Genomic DNA, 18213 nt, shown 5'->3' on the forward strand with positions numbered 1-18213 from the left:
TTGACTTCCGGAATTGAGAATGATAGATTTCGAACGAAGAGTCCTGCTTTCCGGAAAGGCATGATAAAACAGATGTCGCATCGGTTACTTTATAAAGAGACAGGTCTAGAAAGGTTTCTATGCAGTTATCGGATGTTTCCTATGAATACATACCTGTGGTGATGGGATCGGATATTAACCCCTTGGGTACCGTGCGGGCATTTCGCTCCTTGGCGCTACCTTGTCTTATTGTTGCGGAAAAAGAGGGCATTGCATGTCATTCGAAATATGTGCATCGCTCTTTTTTGAATGCCAATATCCTGGAGGCGTTGCGCGCTGCCGGGGAATATCTTACGCAGTGCGGGAAAAAAGGCTATCTGATTCCCACCTCGGATGCCTATGCCTTGTTCTTAGCCAAACAAGGGCCATTACCACCGTATCATATTGTCAATGAATGCCGAGAAACGATTGAGATGTGCTTGGACAAAACAGGGCTACACGCCCTGATGGAAGAGGCGGGTCTGGCATATCCGAAATCGTATCGGGTGGAGAGTGCGCGCGAATTAGAGACATTAAAAGAAGCCATGTTTCCGTTGCTCGTCAAACCTGCGTGCACGGTCGGCTTTGTCAATCACTTTGAAAAAGCGCATTTGTTGGAGAAACCGGAGGACATTGCCGCTTATGTGGCATCGGTGGAAAAAGCGGGGCTGGGGCACCATGCACTGGTAGCCCAGGAATTTATTCCCGGACCGCCGCAGAATTTAGTTTATTATTTTGCCTATTCAAAAAATGGTGAACCGCTACGTGAAGGAACCTCTCGAAAGATTCGCCAGTATCCGCCGGAAACCGGCACAGCCACGTGCGTAAGCTATGAATCCATTCCGGATCTTTTCCCGGTTGGACGAAAGATCAATCAATTATTGCACTTCTCCGGCTTTCATGGCATGGAGTTTAAATACGATCCGCGGGATGGGCGGTATTATCTTTTGGATTCCAATCCGCGTACTTACCTGAGTGTCGGCGCTATGGAACACACCGGTGTCAACGTAGTGTTGGCAGCCTATTTGGATTTTATTGGAGAAGATATTTCTTTCATCCTGGAAAAAATGCAAACGAAGGTGTTATGGGTGAAAGATTATGATGATGCGATTCGTGCCATTTATTCCAATCGATTGCGCTATCCGGCGTTTGCTATGAATCCATTTGCCTATTGGAAGAGCCGTCGCGGACACGTGGTATTCGGCATTAAGGATGCCGACGACCCGACGCCGCTTCGGTATTTGCGAAAAAAGAAAGTGGTGTCCCTTGTCACAAGGTCTTAGTCTAGCCTTTAAAAACTGGGCGGCGGACACCTTCCGCGGTCCGATTAAAGCATACAATCGTATCTGTGCGAAGGCGCTGTTTCGAGGCAGAACGATACAGGCCGAGCCGTTGGATTTTTCCGCGTTGGAAAATAAAAAAATACTGGTGCTTGCGCCCCATATCGATGATGAAGTGCTGGGACTTGGCGGCTTTTTCTTAGCAATGCGCAACAAAGCGGAGACGGACCTTCTCTACACCACCAACAGCATGGCCGGTGTGGGAGGAGCGGTTCGCTACAAGGAATTGGAGCAGGTAGCGGCGCGCCTTTCTTTGCATGTTTTAGGAGCAGTGGATATTCCCAATACCTTTCAAGAAAATGCCATTGTACCGCGTAAGGCGGAGCTTGTAGCAGCCATTCGCGAGGCGCTTGAGAAAAAAGAGTATGCCCTGGTGGCGACGGTTAACTTTTTAGATGCGCACATTGATCACGAAACCTCGGCATTTGCCTTGGCAGAGGCTTTAGAACAGGTATCTTTCACGAATCAGCAAGCCCCGCAAATCTTACTGTATCAAGGATCGAATTTCTTACCGTACGGCTGGATCAACCGCTATCGGCAGCTTTCTGTCGAGGAACGAAAAGCAAAATCCGATCTTTTAGCATGCTATCAAAGTCAGGTGTGCTTTGATTTTGACCTGTATGATATGTTGGCAGAGGTGCAGACACATGCGTATTTACACCGCAACGAAGGCGGTGAGTTTTATCGCCTGTCGAGCGCCCGGGAATTTATACAACTGGCACACGCATTGGATCCGCAAGACATTCAACAAAACTATCAACATCGGTTTTCGGCCCATCATTCCTTTCATAAAACCATCGATGGGGAAAGGAACCGTCAGGAACGTTACACCGAAATTCTGCGAAGCGTCCTTTAAGGGGGCGCTCTGGAAACACGGAAAGGATCCGCTATGACACCCAAACTCATCATTGTCATTCCCTGTTATAACGAAGAGACGGTGCTTCCTGTCACGTTGCCCCTTTTTCGGCAGCAATTGCAACGTATGAGAGAGGAAGGGAAAATCGCATCGGACAGTGGCCTCCTTTTTGTCAACGATGGCAGCCGAGACGGGACCTGGGATTTCATTCAACAGGCGGCAAAACAGTATAGCGATGTGGAAGGGATTGCGCTAAGTCGCAATCGCGGCCATCAAAACGCGCTGTTAGCGGGGCTGATGGAAGCCAAGGACAAGGCCGACATTACGATTTCCATTGACTGCGACGGGCAGGATGATTTACGTGCAATGGATGCCATGGTGGATGCATATCGCGACGGTTGTGACATTGTTTACGGCGTGCGCAAAGCGCGGAACACGGATACGTGGTTTAAGCGCACTTCTGCGGAGGGCTATTATAAGCTGCTGCGCTGGATGGGCGCGGATGTCGTGTATAACCATGCGGATTATCGTCTGGTTTCCCAAAAAGCCCTTGAAGCGTTCTCTGATTTTCGGGAAGTGAATATCTTTTTGCGCGGTATGTTTCCGCTGGTCGGCTTTCGCAGCACGAGCGTTTATTACGATCGTCGGGAACGTCTGGCAGGGGAGAGCCATTATCCGCTTCGAAAAATGCTGGCGCTCGCATTTGACGGTATTAGTAGCCTCAGCATCAAGCCCATTCGCCTGATTACGGGGCTTGGTGTGTTGCTTTCCCTGTTCAGCTTTTTATTGATTCTTTGGGTGTTGATTTCGTATTTTACCGGACGCAGCGTTCCCGGCTGGTCCAGTACGGTTTTGACAACAGCGCTCCTGGGCGGTATCCAGCTAATATCGCTGGGCGTCATTGGCGAATACATCGGTAAAATCTATCTGGAAACGAAACAGCGCCCGCGCTATATCATTGCAGAACGCACAGAGGAGAAAAGAAAGTTGCGCCTTTTGGAGACAGAAAAACCGCAGAAATCGCAGCAAGTAGCGGATCCGATGGTAGCAAAAACCGCCGAGAGTGAAGGAGAAAATCCTCATGATGTTGATGAATAAACAAAGCAACGAATCTTCTCTTTCGGGCGAGCCCCGCGTTTTGGAACAAATGACGCCTTCGAAAATGCCGCCGCAAAGATTTCGTAAAGGCATTGCGATGTATCTTCTGCTTGCCGCCGTGCTGCTGATTACGCTGTGTTCCAAATCGTCACCGCTCTATCCGCTTAATGACTGGGTGGATGCCAACTGCTTTTTTACCGTTGGGAAATCCATGTTAAGCGGACTTCTGCCGTATCGCGACCTGTGGGAGCAAAAGGGCCCGTTTTTGTATATGCTCCATGCCGTTGCTGCTATGATTTCGTACCGCACTTTTTTTGGCGTGTATCTGTTGGAAATTGCTGCCGCCTTCGGCTTCCTGTGGTATAGCTATCGCGCTTGCCGTGTTTTGACCGAAAAATCAATGGTGCTTGTTCTTCTTCCTTTGATGGGCGCACTCGTTTTTTCATCACGACCCTTTGCGCATGGGGACAGTGTCGAACAGCTGGCGTTGGCGCCACTTGCCTATGCGCTTTATCAAGGACTATTGGTGGTGGAACGAAAACAGCCGATGCGCTTCGGACAAGCCGTCGCGATCGGCATCACTTCAGGTATGGTGTTTTGGAGTAAATACACGCTGGTAGGCCTTTATATCGGCTGGATTATCGTGGTGGCGTTTATTACAGTGAAAGAGGCAGGTATAGGCGCTTTGCTTCGTCTGCTCGGCGGTATTCTTGTCGGACTCTTGCTGATTACGGTTCCCATCTTGCTCTATTTTCTTCTGCAGGGCGCGCTTTCGGATCTCGTGCAGGGCTATTTTATCGACAACCTGTTTTCCTATTCGCGTGTCGAGGGGGAAGGGAATTCGTTGCTTTCTAACCTGCAAACCGGTTATGGGATTGCCAGGGCAACGCTCGGTCTTGTGTTCAGCATGGGAACCTTGGGTCTCTTTTGGTGCTTGATTTATCGTCCTTTGCGCACCTTTCTTCATCTGCTGCTTCAGGCATTTTTTCTCCTGTGCTTTATCTATATCGGTGGACGATTTTATGTCTACTATGCGCTGCCACTCGCCGTTTTTACTTGTGTCGGATGTGTCGCCCTGGCTGAGTGGTCAGCTGTCTTCTGGCAACGCGTTTTTGGCAACGACAGGGGCGTATTGACGGAAACGCCGCAGGAGAACAGGGCTTGGGAAAGGCGTGGCGAGCGAAAAGCACGTTCTTCTTTCGTTTTGGCTTGCCTATTGACCTTGGCTTTCGCTGTTGGCTACGCCACGTTCTTCTCACCGAATGCTTATTTGCGAGGAACGGTTCGCGAAGCGTTGCCTCAATATCGTTTTGCGCAACAGATCCAAAAAAAAGAACATCCGACGCTTCTAAATTACGGCTTTTTGGACGGCGGCTTTTATACGGTGACCGGGATCGTACCGAATGTTCGCGCTTTTTGCCGATTGAATCTTCCTTCTGCGGAAATGGAACAGGAGCAGAAGGATGCCATTCGTGAAGGACGTGTCGATTTTATCGTTACAAGAGGAGAGGAGCGGGAATTTCCCGGTTATCGGCTTATTGATCGCGCGGATTTTTTCTTTGAAGCGCCGCAGCATTATGCGCTGTATGAGAAAGAAAAAATAATTGAGAAAATTTGTACAGCAATATAGCTTTTGGGTAAATCAGTGAATAGAAATAAACTCCTTTTCAGCCACAAAATGAAATAATGCATGCAGAGTATGTTGAGCTACAACAATCAATATGGAATCAATTGAAAAAGCAAAATGCAACAGAGATAATGAATGATTACATGGAACTATTTCTTCCAGGGTATGCCATCGTTATGCGAGGTGACGACGATGAGTAGCCTAGCAGAAGAGCTCCGTATGGCGGGCACGTTCCTTATAGAGTGACTACCGGCTAGGAAAAGAAAGCTTGTTTCAATCTATAATCGTGTAACACAAGTTAAAAGCACTGTACTGGGACCTTGGTATACTTATCCTTGGAAGTATACAGAAGGCAATTATCCGACGAATGTACGTTTTGATGTTTTTGACGCACATGATCCTTTCAATTAAGGGAGGGCTTCTTTATGCGCAATGAAGTTATATCCAAGAAAGATTGGCATGATTGGCTAAAATGGGCAATTCCCCTAGACATTATTTGGCAACTGATCTTCTTTTCTTCTGTCTTTGTCCTTCAACATGAGACATTCATCAATTTTCGCCAAATGACCCCTGAAAAGTGGATGGCAATGACGGAAGTCGTCGTTCCGAAGAAACCGGCTTGGATAGATTTCTTCCTTTCGCTCATCTCCTTTGCGCAATGGGTTATCGGCATCCTTTTTGTGGTGACGCTGGTGGTCTATGCGGTTTTGCAATACCAAGAACAGCACACCATTTGGAGCAAACCGATGGTCTTCGGCGGAGCCATATGCTTATGCGCAAGTGCCGCTTTCTATGTGGCCTTTATCTTGCCGGTGGTGGAATATCCGGCGATATACGAATGGATGGCGATGGAGTTTGTCTCGCTGTGGCTTCTCGCGCTGATAATAGAACAGGTAAGACGTTTGCGTCAGAAAAGCGCGTGAAAACGCAGAAATAGATGTGGAATCGTGAGTAAAAAAGAAGGTGGTCCGGCGGGCCATCTTCTTTTTTATAAATAAACCCGGTTGTGTCGCAGTTTCCATGGTACCAGCTGTCGCCGCGAGACCAATTCCTTTAGGAAATGCCGTACGCTTGTGACAGACAGGGCTTTTCGGCTAGGTAAAAACGATATATCGAAAAATACCTAGCCGCCGTGCCGGCCTTGCCTGTGTTTTCTGGCTAGGTAAAAGTCGAAATACGAAAAATACCTAGCTGCTATGGAGCGATGGTGCGCGATTATCGACTAGGTAAAAACGGCATATCGAAAAATACCTAGCCGCTACGCCGCCCTTGCGTGTGGTTTACGGCTAGGTAAAAGTCGAAATACGAAAAATACCTAGCTGCTATGGAGCGATGGTGCGCGATTATCGACTAGGTAAAAACGGCATATGGAAAAATACCTAGCTGCTGCGCCGACTCTGCCGGCGTTTTCCGACTAGGTAAAAGTGAAAATACGAAAAATACCTAGTCGCAATGGGACGATGGTGCGCGATTATTGGCTAGGTAAAAACGGCATATCGAAAAATACCTAGCCGCTACGCCACCGTGGCATGCATTTTTCGGCTAGGTAAAAAACGTATATCAAAAAATACCTAGCCGCTACGCCGCCGTTGCCTGTGTTTTCTGGCTAGGTAAAAGTCAAAATACGAAAAATACCTAGTCGCCGCATCATCGCTTCGCCGTGCATCACGCTGCAGCGTCTTTTGCACTGTCAGAAAATCGCCTCGCACGGCGTTAGAAGGGTGAAAAATTCCGCCCGCAAACCAACACATCCGAGCCAACAAACACACCCCAGCCAACAAACACACCTCGGCCAACCAACGCCCCCGCCACCCATAACCTAGTCAATAAAAAAAGAAGGCGGTCCAAAGGCCGCCTTCCGCTTGTATATAGCTTTTTTTGATTACTGAAGATCCAAGTTGACCTTCTCTTCAACAGCCTTCAGCAGGCTGCCGTCGAGCAGCAGGTTCGTGATCTTCTCAAGTTCGTTGTACATTTCAACTTCATGGTCATCTGCGATGAAGTTCAGTTTCTCACGAACAGCATCGTAAGCAGCCTGAGTACCAACACCCAGTTTGCCATCCGTCATTTCCTTGCGGAAGTCAATAGCCTGAACGGCTGCCAGGATTTCGGTAGCAACGCAGCGCAGGCTGTTGCGGACGATGTCGCGAGCCTTGCGAGCAGCGATGGTTCCCATGGAGACGAAGTCTTCCTGGTTCTCGCAGGACGGGATGGAGTCAACGCTTGCCGGATGAGCAAGAACTTTGTTCTCGGATGCCAGTGATGCAGCGCTGTACTGCGTGATCATGAAACCGGAGTTGAGGCCCGGATGTTTGACCAAGAAGGAGGGGAACTCGGAGAGCTGGTGGTTGACCAAGCGCTCGATACGACGCTCGGATACGTTACCGATTTCAGCCGCGCCAATTCCCAAGAAGTCGAACGGCTGTGCCATCGGTTCACCGTGGAAGTTACCACCGGAGATGATTTCCTTGTCCGAGATAACGATCGGGTTGTCGGTAGCAGCGTTCAATTCAATAGCCACCTTCGAAGCAACATAGCTGATGGTGTCTTTGCTTGCGCCGTGGATCTGGGGGATGCAACGCAGCGTGTAGGCATCCTGCGTACGCAGTTCGGCAGTGTGTGTCAGATAGGTCGAACCTTCGGTCAGGTTGCGGATATTCTTAGCGGTAGCAATGCAGCCGGCATGCGGACGAATGGCATGCAGCTTCTCGTAGAAGGCATCGATGATACCGCGATGAGCTTCCAGAGACAGCGCGCCGGCAATATCGGAGAGCTTCAACAGTTGGATGGCGTCATACGTAGCCAGAGCACCGACAGCGGTCAAAACGGTGGTACCGTTGTTCAGGGCCAAACCTTCTTTGGCTTCCAGATGAATTGTCTCAACACCGGCTTTTTCCATGGCTTCTTTGCCGCTCATCAGCTCGCCATTGTAGAAGGCGCGGCCAAGACCCAGCATCGGGAGAACCATGTGGGAAAGCGGAGCCAAGTCGCCGCTGGCGCCCAAGGATCCTTTTTCCGGAATGTGCGGAACCACGTTCTTGTTCAGCATGTCAATCAAGGTCTGTACAGTGACCAGACGAACACCGGAAACACCTTTGACCAAGGAGTTGACACGAATCAGCATGACGGCACGAACTTCATCTTCATGAAGCGGTGCACCATCGCCGACAGCATGGGTACGAATCAGGTTCTCTTGCAGCTGTACACAGTCTTCTTTCGAGATATGTACGTTGTGCAGCGAACCGAAGCCAGTCGTAATACCATAGACAACGCGTTCTTCTTCAACAATTTTCTCAACGATGCCGCGGGATTTCTTAACCGCATCCACGGTTTCCGGTGCCAGTTCAACCGTAGCATGCTCACGGGCAACAGCCACCAGTTGGTCCAGAGTCAGATCCGAACCGTTCAATACTACTTTTTTCATGTTTCCTCCTCAAAAGTTCATATCCCTTAGGATAAGGTTTACCCCACGCTCGTTTAACAAATTTTTATTCAGAAACGAGCCTCTCGAAAACGTTATCGCTATAGGCCTCTGCCACGACGGGATAAAGGAGATAGCGTAACGCAGATCGACAAAAAACTGACAAAAGCCTGAAAAAACATAGAACAGACTTCCTAAGCAAAGAGTGTATCCTGCTACCGTCCAAAGCGGATAAAAAACAAGAAAAAAAGATGAAGAAATAAGAGTCGAATTTATCGGAAAAAAAGGAGAATATGGTCTAATTTCACGTCAAATCGTGGACGATCTTTTGACGTATAGTATAATAGGGAAGATAGATGCTACGGAAAGGAGGACACTACGTGACAATACAGATTAAGCTTTTTGGTATGCCGGCGGTGGAACGCGATGGCGAAAGAATTTTCTTTCCCTACAACAAAATTAACGCCATGATTTATTATCTGGCTGTTAACGAGACGATTACCCGCACGGAGATTGCCGGATTGCTTTGGCCGGATGAAGATGAAGCCATTGCTAAGAAAAATTTGCGCAACGCGATTTACCAGGCAAAACGTTGCGTCGGCGAAGATTTTATCTTATCGCCAAAAAAACTATTGCTGGAATTAAATCCGGCGCTAGGAATTTCGTGTGATGCGACGTTGTTTTCGGAAGATCCGGCAGCGCACTTATCGGTTTACGACGGCCCCTTCCTGCAGGGATTCTATGTGAAAGACTCCGAGCAATATGACTTTTGGGTGACGCGTATGCGTTCCTTCTACGAAGAAAAATATATTGCGCATGCGTATCAGCAATTGGAGAAAGAAATTGAAGAGGGGCAGAACGAAAACGTCGAAAAATCCATTCACACGCTCATCAGCATGGACGAATATGATGAACGCAGCGTGCGCCTGCTCATGCGCTATTATGCAAAAACCGGGCGTACGGGCAAAGTCATTGAGACCTATTACAATTTGAAAAAACTGCTGCGCGACGAGTTGGGCGTCAGCCCGGATGTGGAAACGCAGTCCATTTATGAAGAAGCCGTCAATCAAATTGACTTGAGCGATCATCGCTCAGCAACACATGAAGAATTCTTTTACGGTCGCTTTAAGGAACGCGCTCTCATTCAAAAAAATTTAAGCCTCATTGCGGAGAAAAAGGCGGTATCGCTCTTAATCGAAGGGGAGGCAGGGATTGGAAAGAGTGCCTTGTTGCGTAAAGTCCTCGAGGATGCGCCGGAAGATCGGGTTGTGCTGGAGGCGGATTGCTACTGTGCAGAACAGGATTATGCCTTGCGCCCGATGGCTGTTCTTATCGAACGTATGGGTGAAACATTAAAACGATTGGGCATCTCCCTGCCCACCTATTGGGACAGTACGATGAAGCAGCTGTTTCCGCCGCTGGAGTCGGCAACCAAGGAACTTTTCTTCCCGGAAGTGCACAAGGGATTGAATTTTGATCTGCTATCTAAGATTTTTGTGGAGGGGATTCGAAAAATCTCCGCGGTGCATCCCTTGGTGATTGTGCTGGAGGATCTGCAGTGGCTTGATGAGGTTTCCGTCCGCCTGTTGACTTCGGTATTGTTGCGTATGGAAAAGCGCGCGATGTTTTTGATGACGGCACGTCCGGAAATGTCGCAGCCCTTGGAAGATGCTTTGGCAACTCTCACCAGTTACGGCCTCTTGGAAGCCATTCCCTTGCAGCGATTTGATCGGGAACAGTCCTTTGCCTTCATTCAGGAGGCGACGCAGAAGGACATACAGCCGGATATGATGGAGAAAATCTATCGGGAGACGGAGGGCAATTCCTTCTTTTTGGCGGAATACGTCCAGTTATTGGCGACCTCGGAAACGGATACGCTGATGACGGAAAAGATGAAGGACGCCATGAAGGCGCGCTTTGCCTATCTCTCCAAACCCGAACGCGATGTGCTGGACTTGGTCAGCTTTTTCTACGATGAGGCGCCGTTGTCTGTTCTCATGAACCTCATGGGGCGCAGTGATTCGGATATCATCGGTTTGATTGAGCATTTGGAACATATTAACATCCTCAAAGAACGGGCGCATGAGAGCGATATCGGCATTTGCTTTACGCATGTGAAGCTTCGAGAATACATTTATATGACGCAGCCGCATTCCAAGTGCCGCGTGATTCATAAACGCATTGCGCAGATTTTGGAAGAGTCGCTGAAGAGAAAGCCGGCGCTGTATCTCTATTCGAAACTGGTCTATCACTATACCAGCGCGGAGGAGCCGATTAAGAGCATTCAGTTTGAACTGGAAATGCTCAATTACTACCTCAATTTCTCGCACGAACTGTTCCCGATCTTGAGCATTCAGGAAGCGGATGCGGGGGAGAAAGTGTATATTTCCCGTGACCGATTGCAGGAAATGTTCAAAAATTTGGAGGAAAAATTCACGGCATTGCGGAAGACAACCTCGGATGAGGATTTGACGCGTCTGGAAATGCAGTTCTACTACATGAAGGGTCGCTATCTCATTCGTGACGGCGCTTATGCGGAAGGTCTGAAGGATATGCGGGAAGCCGTGGGCAAGGCGAAAACGCTCAACGACAAGGACTATGAACTGGAAGGCTACAAACAGTTCATCTTTTATAACATTCAGACGAACCAAGCGGAAGAGATGTTGTCGTATATCGAAGGCGCTTTGCATCTGGCAGTGCAGTGCAATTATCACAAAGAGATCGGTATATTGCTGCGCTTGAAGGGTCTCTATAACATCATGACAGGCCACCAGACCATGGCGGAGCAGCTGTTGCACGAATCCATTCAAACCTTTACGGTGACCCCGGAAGTGGCGCGTCGCTATGCGATTAATATTGCGGCGGCACATAATTATATCGGGGAGATTCGTTTCCAGGAAGCGCACTATGAACAAGCACTGCAGGAATTTGACGAAGCCATTCAGCTTTCGCAGGACAAGAACGCACTTTCGGCAATGTCCGTATTCTATATTAATAAGGGCAAGGCACTCTTTGCTTTAGAGCGATTGGAGGAGGCAAAACAGGCGTTCCAAAATGCGTATCATCTCTACGGGCAGTTCGACTCCTTCTGGAAGCGACCGGTATTGGATGCCTACATGGCCTTAACGGCGATGAAGGAGAAGGATTACAAGCAGGCCGCGCTCTATCTGCGACAGGCGAAAGAGTTTTCGGAGAAAATGAACGATCCGCGTGCACAAGGGGCGGCGTGCTTTGCCGCGTATCGCATTTTAAATGAAGTACCGAAGGACAGCTTAAAAACCGATTTCGAAGGGCTGTTTGAATACGCACCGGCGGCGTATTTCCATGAAGCGCTGTCTTTGTTGGATCCGAACCGTGATCATTTCGAGCGGCAATATTTGATGGATCATAAAACGAAGCAATAAAGTGGAGCAATGGTTGTAGGGAAAGAAGAAAAAACGGGGCTTTCGCATAGCGAAAAGCCCCGTTTTATTAGAGAAGGTGGCCTGCCGGCCGCCTTTTTTTATTTGGGAAAGGCAGGATTACGCCTTCGTGATGTCAACAAGCGTTCTCTGTAACAGGTCAAAGGCCACATCGGGCTCTTCCGTAGCTAAGAGTCCCATGGCGGAAAGCAGGTACTGTTGATCCAGATAGAGATGGGGACGGTGCGGGAAGAGCACTCGTTCTTCCGGGCGCAGAATGTCGGCAGGACGGTCTTGGTGCACTAAAACGCCGCCGGTGCCGATGATGGTGGTAAAGTCGGTCAAATCCTTGCCGCTAAGATAGTAAATGTAGCGGCCCTTTTCGTAGTCGCGACGCAGGGTGCCGACATGGCGAGAGAGTGCTACCTGAGCGCAAGCGCGTGCCATCGCTCGATCCACGGCAAAATCGCGCGGCGTTTGCGGAATAAATCTGATGTGGCTGGCGCGCGCGTCACATTCTTTCGCATAATCTGCCGGAGCAATGGCTGCCAGCGCTTCCTGTCCGACGCTTTCGTAAAGGCTACGCGCGGAATAGCGCATACCCAAGTCGCCTTCGACGGTACGTTTATCCAGCGGCTCCTGCAGCCCTTCAATGCGCAATTCACTTTCTTTGCCATCGATGGTAATCTTCGGCTGCTTGGGCTTACCATCGCCGACCGAGTGAATGTCGGTCGTTGCGCCGCCGATATCTACCAGTAACAGATCGCCCATCCCCGGGCGATTTTCGGTTCCCAGCGATAACAGCTTTGCGGCTTGCAGCACGGCGTCGGGCGTCGGCGTTAATACAGGCCCGATTTTTTCGCCCACTTCATCCAGCCCCTTCGCATGCGTGATGCGTTCCATAAAGATGCGCCGAATTTCGCGCCGCGACGGATCCGCATTTAACACGTTCACCTGCGGCATGACATTCTCCGTGATCGTGACGTTAAAATCGCTCAATAGCGATGCCGCTTCTTCGGCAACTTCACAGTTACCGGCAATCACAATGGGCATACGATGGTTAAGCGTTGCCAATCGACGCGCATGCTCCACTAAACTGCGGCGATTGCCGTGGTCCGTGCCGCCCGAAAGCAGCAGAATATCAGGCTGTAACGCTTCCAACTCTGCCAGGTCGGCATCGGTGAGATCAAGCGCATAGGTTTTCAAAATTCGCGCGCCGGCACCAAGTGCCGAACGCGTTGCCGCCTCGGCTGTCAAATGTCTTCCCAGCCCCACGGCCACCATTTTCAGACCGCCGGCTGCAGAAGAGCACAGCAGCGCGCGATCCCAACATTTTCCCTCGGTAAATTCCAGATGGTTTCCACGCTGGTTGGCATCTTGCACCAGATCCAAAAGCATTTCCTGAATGCCTTCCATGACGCTGGTTTCAATGGTCGTAATGGCCTTACCATGGGCTAAAATGCGGTATTCTTTGGTATCCACGAGGCTCCCTTTGGTAAAAGTGGAACCGATATCGACTAAAAGATAACGCATGATTATTTTCCTTTCTTTCTCTTTTCGTTCTCGTCGAGTTCGTGCATTAAGTGGGGAAAAGCGTTGAGCATCCGCTTCTCACTGAACGCCAGCCAGCGATGCAACAGTTTTTCGCGACGTTTCTCAATGCGCTTGGCCGCTTCACTTTCGTGCAGCTCCTGGCGTTTTTCCTCGAGATCCCGCGTGTGTTCGAATACACGCTCACCGATTTGATCGGAAACTTTTCGCATATCCTGGCTGATTTTTGCCGAATACTTCCATTTTTTATTGAGGCCAAGCAGGGTTGCGACCATATTCACGACATCAACGAGCAGCAACAGAAGCAGGACCACCGTGATGGTCCATGCCAGCTTTGCCGGCAAGAAGCCGATCAAATGACGTAACAAAGGATGTATGGCTTCATACAGTACAAAGCAACACATACCCCAAAGCAAGGAATATTCCAAACAGATATAACCGCCGAGGTTTAGGCGCCGATCGGAATAGTCCCACCACTTCCGGTGCAGTAATTTCTCCAACACAAACCCGGTTACCAGTTCAATGATGGAAGCGATCAGCATAGAGCCAAAAAACAGAAGCAATTTATTGGTATTTGCAATATCGGAGAGAAATAAAAGGACCGCACAGGCGCCAAAACCATAGATTGGGCACCATGGACCGCTGAGCATGCCGGCATTAATAAAGCGTCCGGAATGAACGGCGTTATAACCGACCTCCATCATCCAACCGATAGATGCGTAGACAAAAAAATAGAGCAACAACGGATAATCCATAGAAGCCTCCTTCGGATTTTCGCGCATTCGATTCGCAGAGAAAAATGGCCTGTGAAACTGTGCGGGAATTCCCCGTTATTGTACCCCTTTGGATGCGTGTTTGAAACCGTTGCACAGGTTTGTGTGGATATGTCGATGGAATCGCGCCATTGCGACGTCCGTTTTCGCTCGGTATAATGGGCATAGTAATCACGAATGTTATCTGATGCCTGTTGGCATCCTGAAAAGAGGTGAAGATGGCTAAGCAGTACACCAAAAATTTAATCAAAAAGGAATTTATGCAGCTCCTTAAAGAGCGAAGCTTTCATACTATTACGATCGCCACGCTTTCCGATCGCTGTGAAATTAGTCGAAACACCTTTTACTATCACTACGAAGACATCTATTCTCTAGTCAAGGAAATCCTTCGGGATGAACTGCAAAAAGTGGATGAAGAATTTAATGCCACGTTTTCGTGGGAAGAAAGCCTGCTCCATGCAGCTTCGTTTCTTCTCGAAAATAAAAAAGCGGCTCAGAATCTCTTTCATTCCATTGATAAGAAGGACACCGATGCGTATCTGTATAAAATTTGCGAATCCGTTATGAGCAAATACGTGGAGAATGAATGCCGTTCCAAAAAGATCGCTGCCAAGGAGCGGGACAAACGCATTGTCATCGACTTTTATCGGGCTGCATTGGTTGGCCTGCTGGATAAGTGGATGCAGGAGGGGATGACGGAATCTCCGAATGAAATGATTTTTCGCATTGGCAAACTCTTTGATGGCAATATTGAGCGTTCGCTGCGCATAAGTGAGCATTTGGAAAATCCGCAGCGCAAGTAATTTACTTGTACAATCTTGCTTTTTTGTTTCATTTTTGGTCAATTTTCTATCCCTAGCCGAAACCATTACAAAAGCCCCCTTTTACCCGTTGTATGCGGTGAAGTGCCCGAATAAGATGAAAGCACGGAACAGAAAAAGGAGGAAACGTTATGGAAATTAAAACTTTTGATGAACGATTAAAGCTGGGCAATGGCGATTATGATCGCTTAGTTCATGCCAGAAAACCGAAGGACATTGAAAATAAAAAAGCGTACATTATCGGAACCGGTATCGCAGGATTGTCGACGGCGGGATTTCTCATTAAGGACGCAAGCATGGATCCGTCCCAAATTATCTTTTTGGAAAAGGATGACATTGCCGGCGGAGCGCTGGATGGCCGTCTGCTTTCCGATTTAGGGTATGTTGCGCGTGGTGGACGCGAAACCGGTCACCATTTTGAGGTGCTGTGGGATCTGTTAAGCTATATCCCTTCCCGTGAAGATCCGGGAATGTCGATTCTGGATGATCTGTACTATACCAACCTCGATGATCCGAATTACAGCAATTGCCGTATTACGAAAAATCGCGGCGAACGTTATGATAACGGAAAATTCAATCTCTCCAAAGAGGTTATTCAGGAAATTTTACATCTGGTATTGACGCCGGATGAGAAATTGCAGGAAGTATCGGTAGAAGAAGTCTTCTCACAGGAATTTTTAGAAAGCGACTTCTGGACGTATTACCGTACCATGTTTGCTTTTGAAAACTGGCATTCCGCCTTGGAACTGAAACTGTACATCAATCGCTTCATCCATCATGTCAGTGGATTGCCGGATCTTTCCGCACTGCAATTTACGCGTTATGACCAATACGAATCCATCGTGGTGCCAATGATGCGTTGGCTGATAGAAAAAGGCGTGCGCACGGAATACAATCATGAGGTGGTGGACATCGAGTTCGAGCTATCCGACGAGAAAAAGGTGGCAACAAAAATCATTGCGAAGGACACCAAGACGGGCGAGGACAAATCCATTCCGCTTAGCGAAAATGATTTGGTATTCATAACAACGGGGTCTCTTGTAGAATCTTCGTCGTATGGAGACAATGAGACGGCGCCGAATCTTGCTATCAATACGGAAGAGAGCTTCAAACTTTGGAAGAATATCGCGCGAAAATCACCGGAATTTGGAAACCCGGATGTGTTTACGTCCAACATCGATGAGACTAACTGGGAATCGGCAACGGTTACAGTAAAGAGCGAAGAAATAGCTTCTTATATTGAAAAAATTACCAAGCGCAGCCCCTACACCGGAAAAGTTGTCACCGGCGGCATTGTGACCGCTTTGGATTCCCCTTGGCTCATGAGTTGGACCATCAATCGTCAGGGGCAATATATCAACCAACCGAAGGATGAGATAGCCGTTTGGGTGTATGCGCTTTTTACGGATAAAGAGGGCGACTATATTCATAAGCCGATGGTAGAATGCACCGGAGAAGAGATCGCGAAGGAATGGCTCTACCAAATCGGCGTGGTCGAAACGGACATTGACCGACTTGCCAAGCAGACCTCCACAATTCCGGTATTCATGCCCTATATCACGGCTCAATTTATGCCGAGAAGCTTTGGCGATCGACCCTATGTCGTTCCGAAAAACGCAGTGAACTTTGCTTTCCTCGGACAATTTGTGGAAACACTTGACGACCCCGGCCGTGATACCGTATTCACGACGGAGTATTCCGCTCGTTGCGCCATGGAAGCGGTCTACGTTCTTACAGGCGTGGAAAAGCGCGTGCCCGAGGTGTTTGGCTCTCGCTATGATGTGCGCTATATGCTTTCCGGCGCAAGTGCGTTGTTTGATGGGGAAGAGCCGAAAATCGAGTTGCCATTTGGCGTGCGCGCAATACTCGCCGAGAAAATCGGCGGCACGGAAATCGAGGCAATGCTCAAGGAATATCACCTATTGTAAGCGAAAAGGTATGCAGTAAAAGGGAAGCAAAAGGAAGGTTATGCGTGAACGGGCACAGCCTTCCTTTTGCTTATCGATTGGCTGCTTGCCGAATAATTTCCTATTGCCATTCACGGATCTTCCATCCCGTAGTAAATTTGCTATAATTTTTACAGCATATCTACATATAAAGGAGGGGCGAGGGTGGACGGTGAACAACGATTAAAAAAGATTTTTGGTTTGGAGAGCGTTTTATTTCTTGTCTGTTTTTTCGGCTTTTTCATCGGTATGGGCAAGGTCATGGGCGCAACAAATATGTTGATGACGCTCATGAATACGGCCTATGAAAGCCTGATGCACACCTGCTTCTATATTATGGCCATTTCGGTAATGGCCGGCGCAGTGTCCGGTCTATTTTCGGAATTTGGCCTCATTGCGCTGGTGAACAAAGTGCTTTCACTCATCATGAAGCCAATTTACGATTTGCCGGGGGCGGCGTCATTGGGCGTCATGAACTGCTACTTATCCGACAATCCGGCCATTTTAACGTTAGCAACGGAAGAAAACTTTATTCGCTATTTTAAAAATTATCAAAAGCCGGCATTGACGAACCTCGGCACGGCGTTCGGTATGGGATTGATTACCACGACCACCATGATGGCGCTTCCCGTGGAAGGCGCCTTAAAAGCTGCCTGTATTGGAAATCTGGGTGCGGTTGTCGGCAGTGTCGTCAGTGTACGCCTGATGCTGCGCGCAACCAAAAAGAAGTATGGGGTTCATGCGCAAGAAGGCCTTGCCGTGCAGGACAAACTGCCCTCAACCATGCGCATTGTGCGTCCGGGAAGTGTCGGACAGCGATTTATCGAAGCACTATTAGATGGCGGGAAACGAGGTGTGGACATGGGCGTGGCCATCATTCCCGGCGTCCTCGGCATCTGTACGATTGTCCTTCTGCTCACCAACGGCCCGGGGGCCGGTGGCGTCTATACCGGAGCGGCCGGCGAAGGGGTTCCGGTTCTGCCCTGGATCGGACAGAAACTTTCGTTTGTGCTTCGTCCGCTCTTCGGCTTTACAAGCGCTGAAGGCATCGCTGTACCCATCACGGCGCTGGGCTCCAGCGGCGCTGCCATCGGCGTAGTCAAGAACATGGCACGGGTCGGCGCCGTCAGCGGAAATGACATTGCTGTTTTCACCGCGATTTGCATGTGCTGGTCGGGCTATCTCTCCACACACGTTGCGATGATGGAAGCCCTCGGCTGCAAAGACTTGACCGGTCGCTCCATTTTAAGCCACACGATCGGCGGATTGTGCGCAGGCATTGCGGCCCATATTCTTTTTATGCTGCTGTAGTTCAAAAAAAGAAACAGGCAGATACCTCATCGAAAACCGATTGTGACGCA

At 49.0% G+C, this 18213-nt stretch carries 12 protein-coding genes; 9 read left to right on the forward strand and 3 right to left on the reverse strand.

The window, feature by feature from the left end; all coding sequences use genetic code 11:
* Positions 1-119: 119 nt before the first annotated feature.
* From BN98_RS06740 to BN98_RS06760, 5 genes are all read left to right on the forward strand, one after another.
* Positions 120-1301, forward strand: coding sequence for a carboxylate--amine ligase (locus BN98_RS06740; protein ID WP_019190702.1), 1182 nt, complete (start codon positions 120-122; stop codon positions 1299-1301).
* Positions 1285-2214, forward strand: coding sequence for a PIG-L deacetylase family protein (locus BN98_RS06745; RefSeq protein WP_019190703.1), 930 nt, complete (start codon positions 1285-1287; stop codon positions 2212-2214). Before BN98_RS06740 ends, BN98_RS06745 begins: the two co-directional genes overlap by 17 nt.
* A 33-nt stretch (positions 2215-2247) precedes the next feature.
* Complete coding sequence (locus BN98_RS06750) at positions 2248-3312, forward strand: glycosyltransferase family 2 protein (RefSeq protein ID WP_019190704.1); 1065 nt, start codon at positions 2248-2250, stop codon at positions 3310-3312.
* Positions 3296-4942: a hypothetical protein gene (locus BN98_RS06755; protein ID WP_040942772.1), complete on the forward strand. Its 1647-nt coding sequence runs from the start codon at positions 3296-3298 to the stop codon at positions 4940-4942. The genes BN98_RS06750 and BN98_RS06755 overlap by 17 nt, the downstream gene beginning before the upstream one ends.
* Positions 4943-5364: 422 nt before the next feature.
* On the forward strand, positions 5365-5862 hold the full coding sequence (locus tag BN98_RS06760; RefSeq protein ID WP_019190707.1) for a hypothetical protein: 498 nt from the start codon (positions 5365-5367) through the stop codon (positions 5860-5862).
* A gap of 959 nt (positions 5863-6821) precedes the next feature.
* On the opposite strand, the gene hutH is transcribed toward BN98_RS06760, so the two are convergent.
* The gene (gene hutH, locus BN98_RS06765; RefSeq protein ID WP_019190708.1) at positions 6822-8363 is read right to left on the reverse strand and encodes a histidine ammonia-lyase; all 1542 of its coding nucleotides are present in this window, start codon (positions 8361-8363) and stop codon (positions 6822-6824) included.
* Between the two features lie 377 nt (positions 8364-8740).
* Between hutH and BN98_RS06770 the strand changes: the two genes are divergently transcribed.
* Positions 8741-11764, forward strand: coding sequence for an ATP-binding protein (locus tag BN98_RS06770; RefSeq protein WP_207636732.1), 3024 nt, complete (start codon positions 8741-8743; stop codon positions 11762-11764).
* Positions 11765-11881: 117 nt separating this feature from the next.
* Here the strand turns inward: BN98_RS06770 and glmL are convergent, their stop codons facing one another.
* On the reverse strand, positions 11882-13294 hold the full coding sequence (gene glmL, locus BN98_RS06775; protein WP_019190710.1) for a methylaspartate mutase accessory protein GlmL: 1413 nt from the start codon (positions 13292-13294) through the stop codon (positions 11882-11884).
* Between the two features lie 2 nt (positions 13295-13296).
* Positions 13297-14067 (reverse strand): putative ABC transporter permease, encoded by a 771-nt coding sequence (locus tag BN98_RS06780; RefSeq protein ID WP_019190711.1) that lies wholly within the window; start codon positions 14065-14067, stop codon positions 13297-13299.
* Positions 14068-14303: 236 nt separating this feature from the next.
* On the opposite strand from BN98_RS06780, the gene BN98_RS06785 reads away from it, so the two are divergent.
* The 3 genes from BN98_RS06785 to BN98_RS06795 all read left to right on the forward strand — a co-directional run bounded on the left by BN98_RS06785 (position 14304) and on the right by BN98_RS06795 (position 18163).
* Complete coding sequence (locus BN98_RS06785; RefSeq protein ID WP_019190712.1) at positions 14304-14888, forward strand: TetR/AcrR family transcriptional regulator; 585 nt, start codon at positions 14304-14306, stop codon at positions 14886-14888.
* A gap of 149 nt (positions 14889-15037) precedes the next feature.
* Positions 15038-16834: an oleate hydratase gene (locus BN98_RS06790; protein WP_019190713.1), complete on the forward strand. Its 1797-nt coding sequence runs from the start codon at positions 15038-15040 to the stop codon at positions 16832-16834.
* A 183-nt stretch (positions 16835-17017) separates the two neighbouring features.
* The gene (locus BN98_RS06795) at positions 17018-18163 is read left to right on the forward strand and encodes a CD0519/CD1768 family membrane protein (protein WP_019190714.1); all 1146 of its coding nucleotides are present in this window, start codon (positions 17018-17020) and stop codon (positions 18161-18163) included.
* Positions 18164-18213: the final 50 nt, after the last annotated feature.

Origin of the sequence: Levyella massiliensis, assembly GCF_000308275.2 — a bacterium.
GTDB lineage: Bacteria > Bacillota > Clostridia > Tissierellales > Peptoniphilaceae > Murdochiella > Murdochiella massiliensis_A.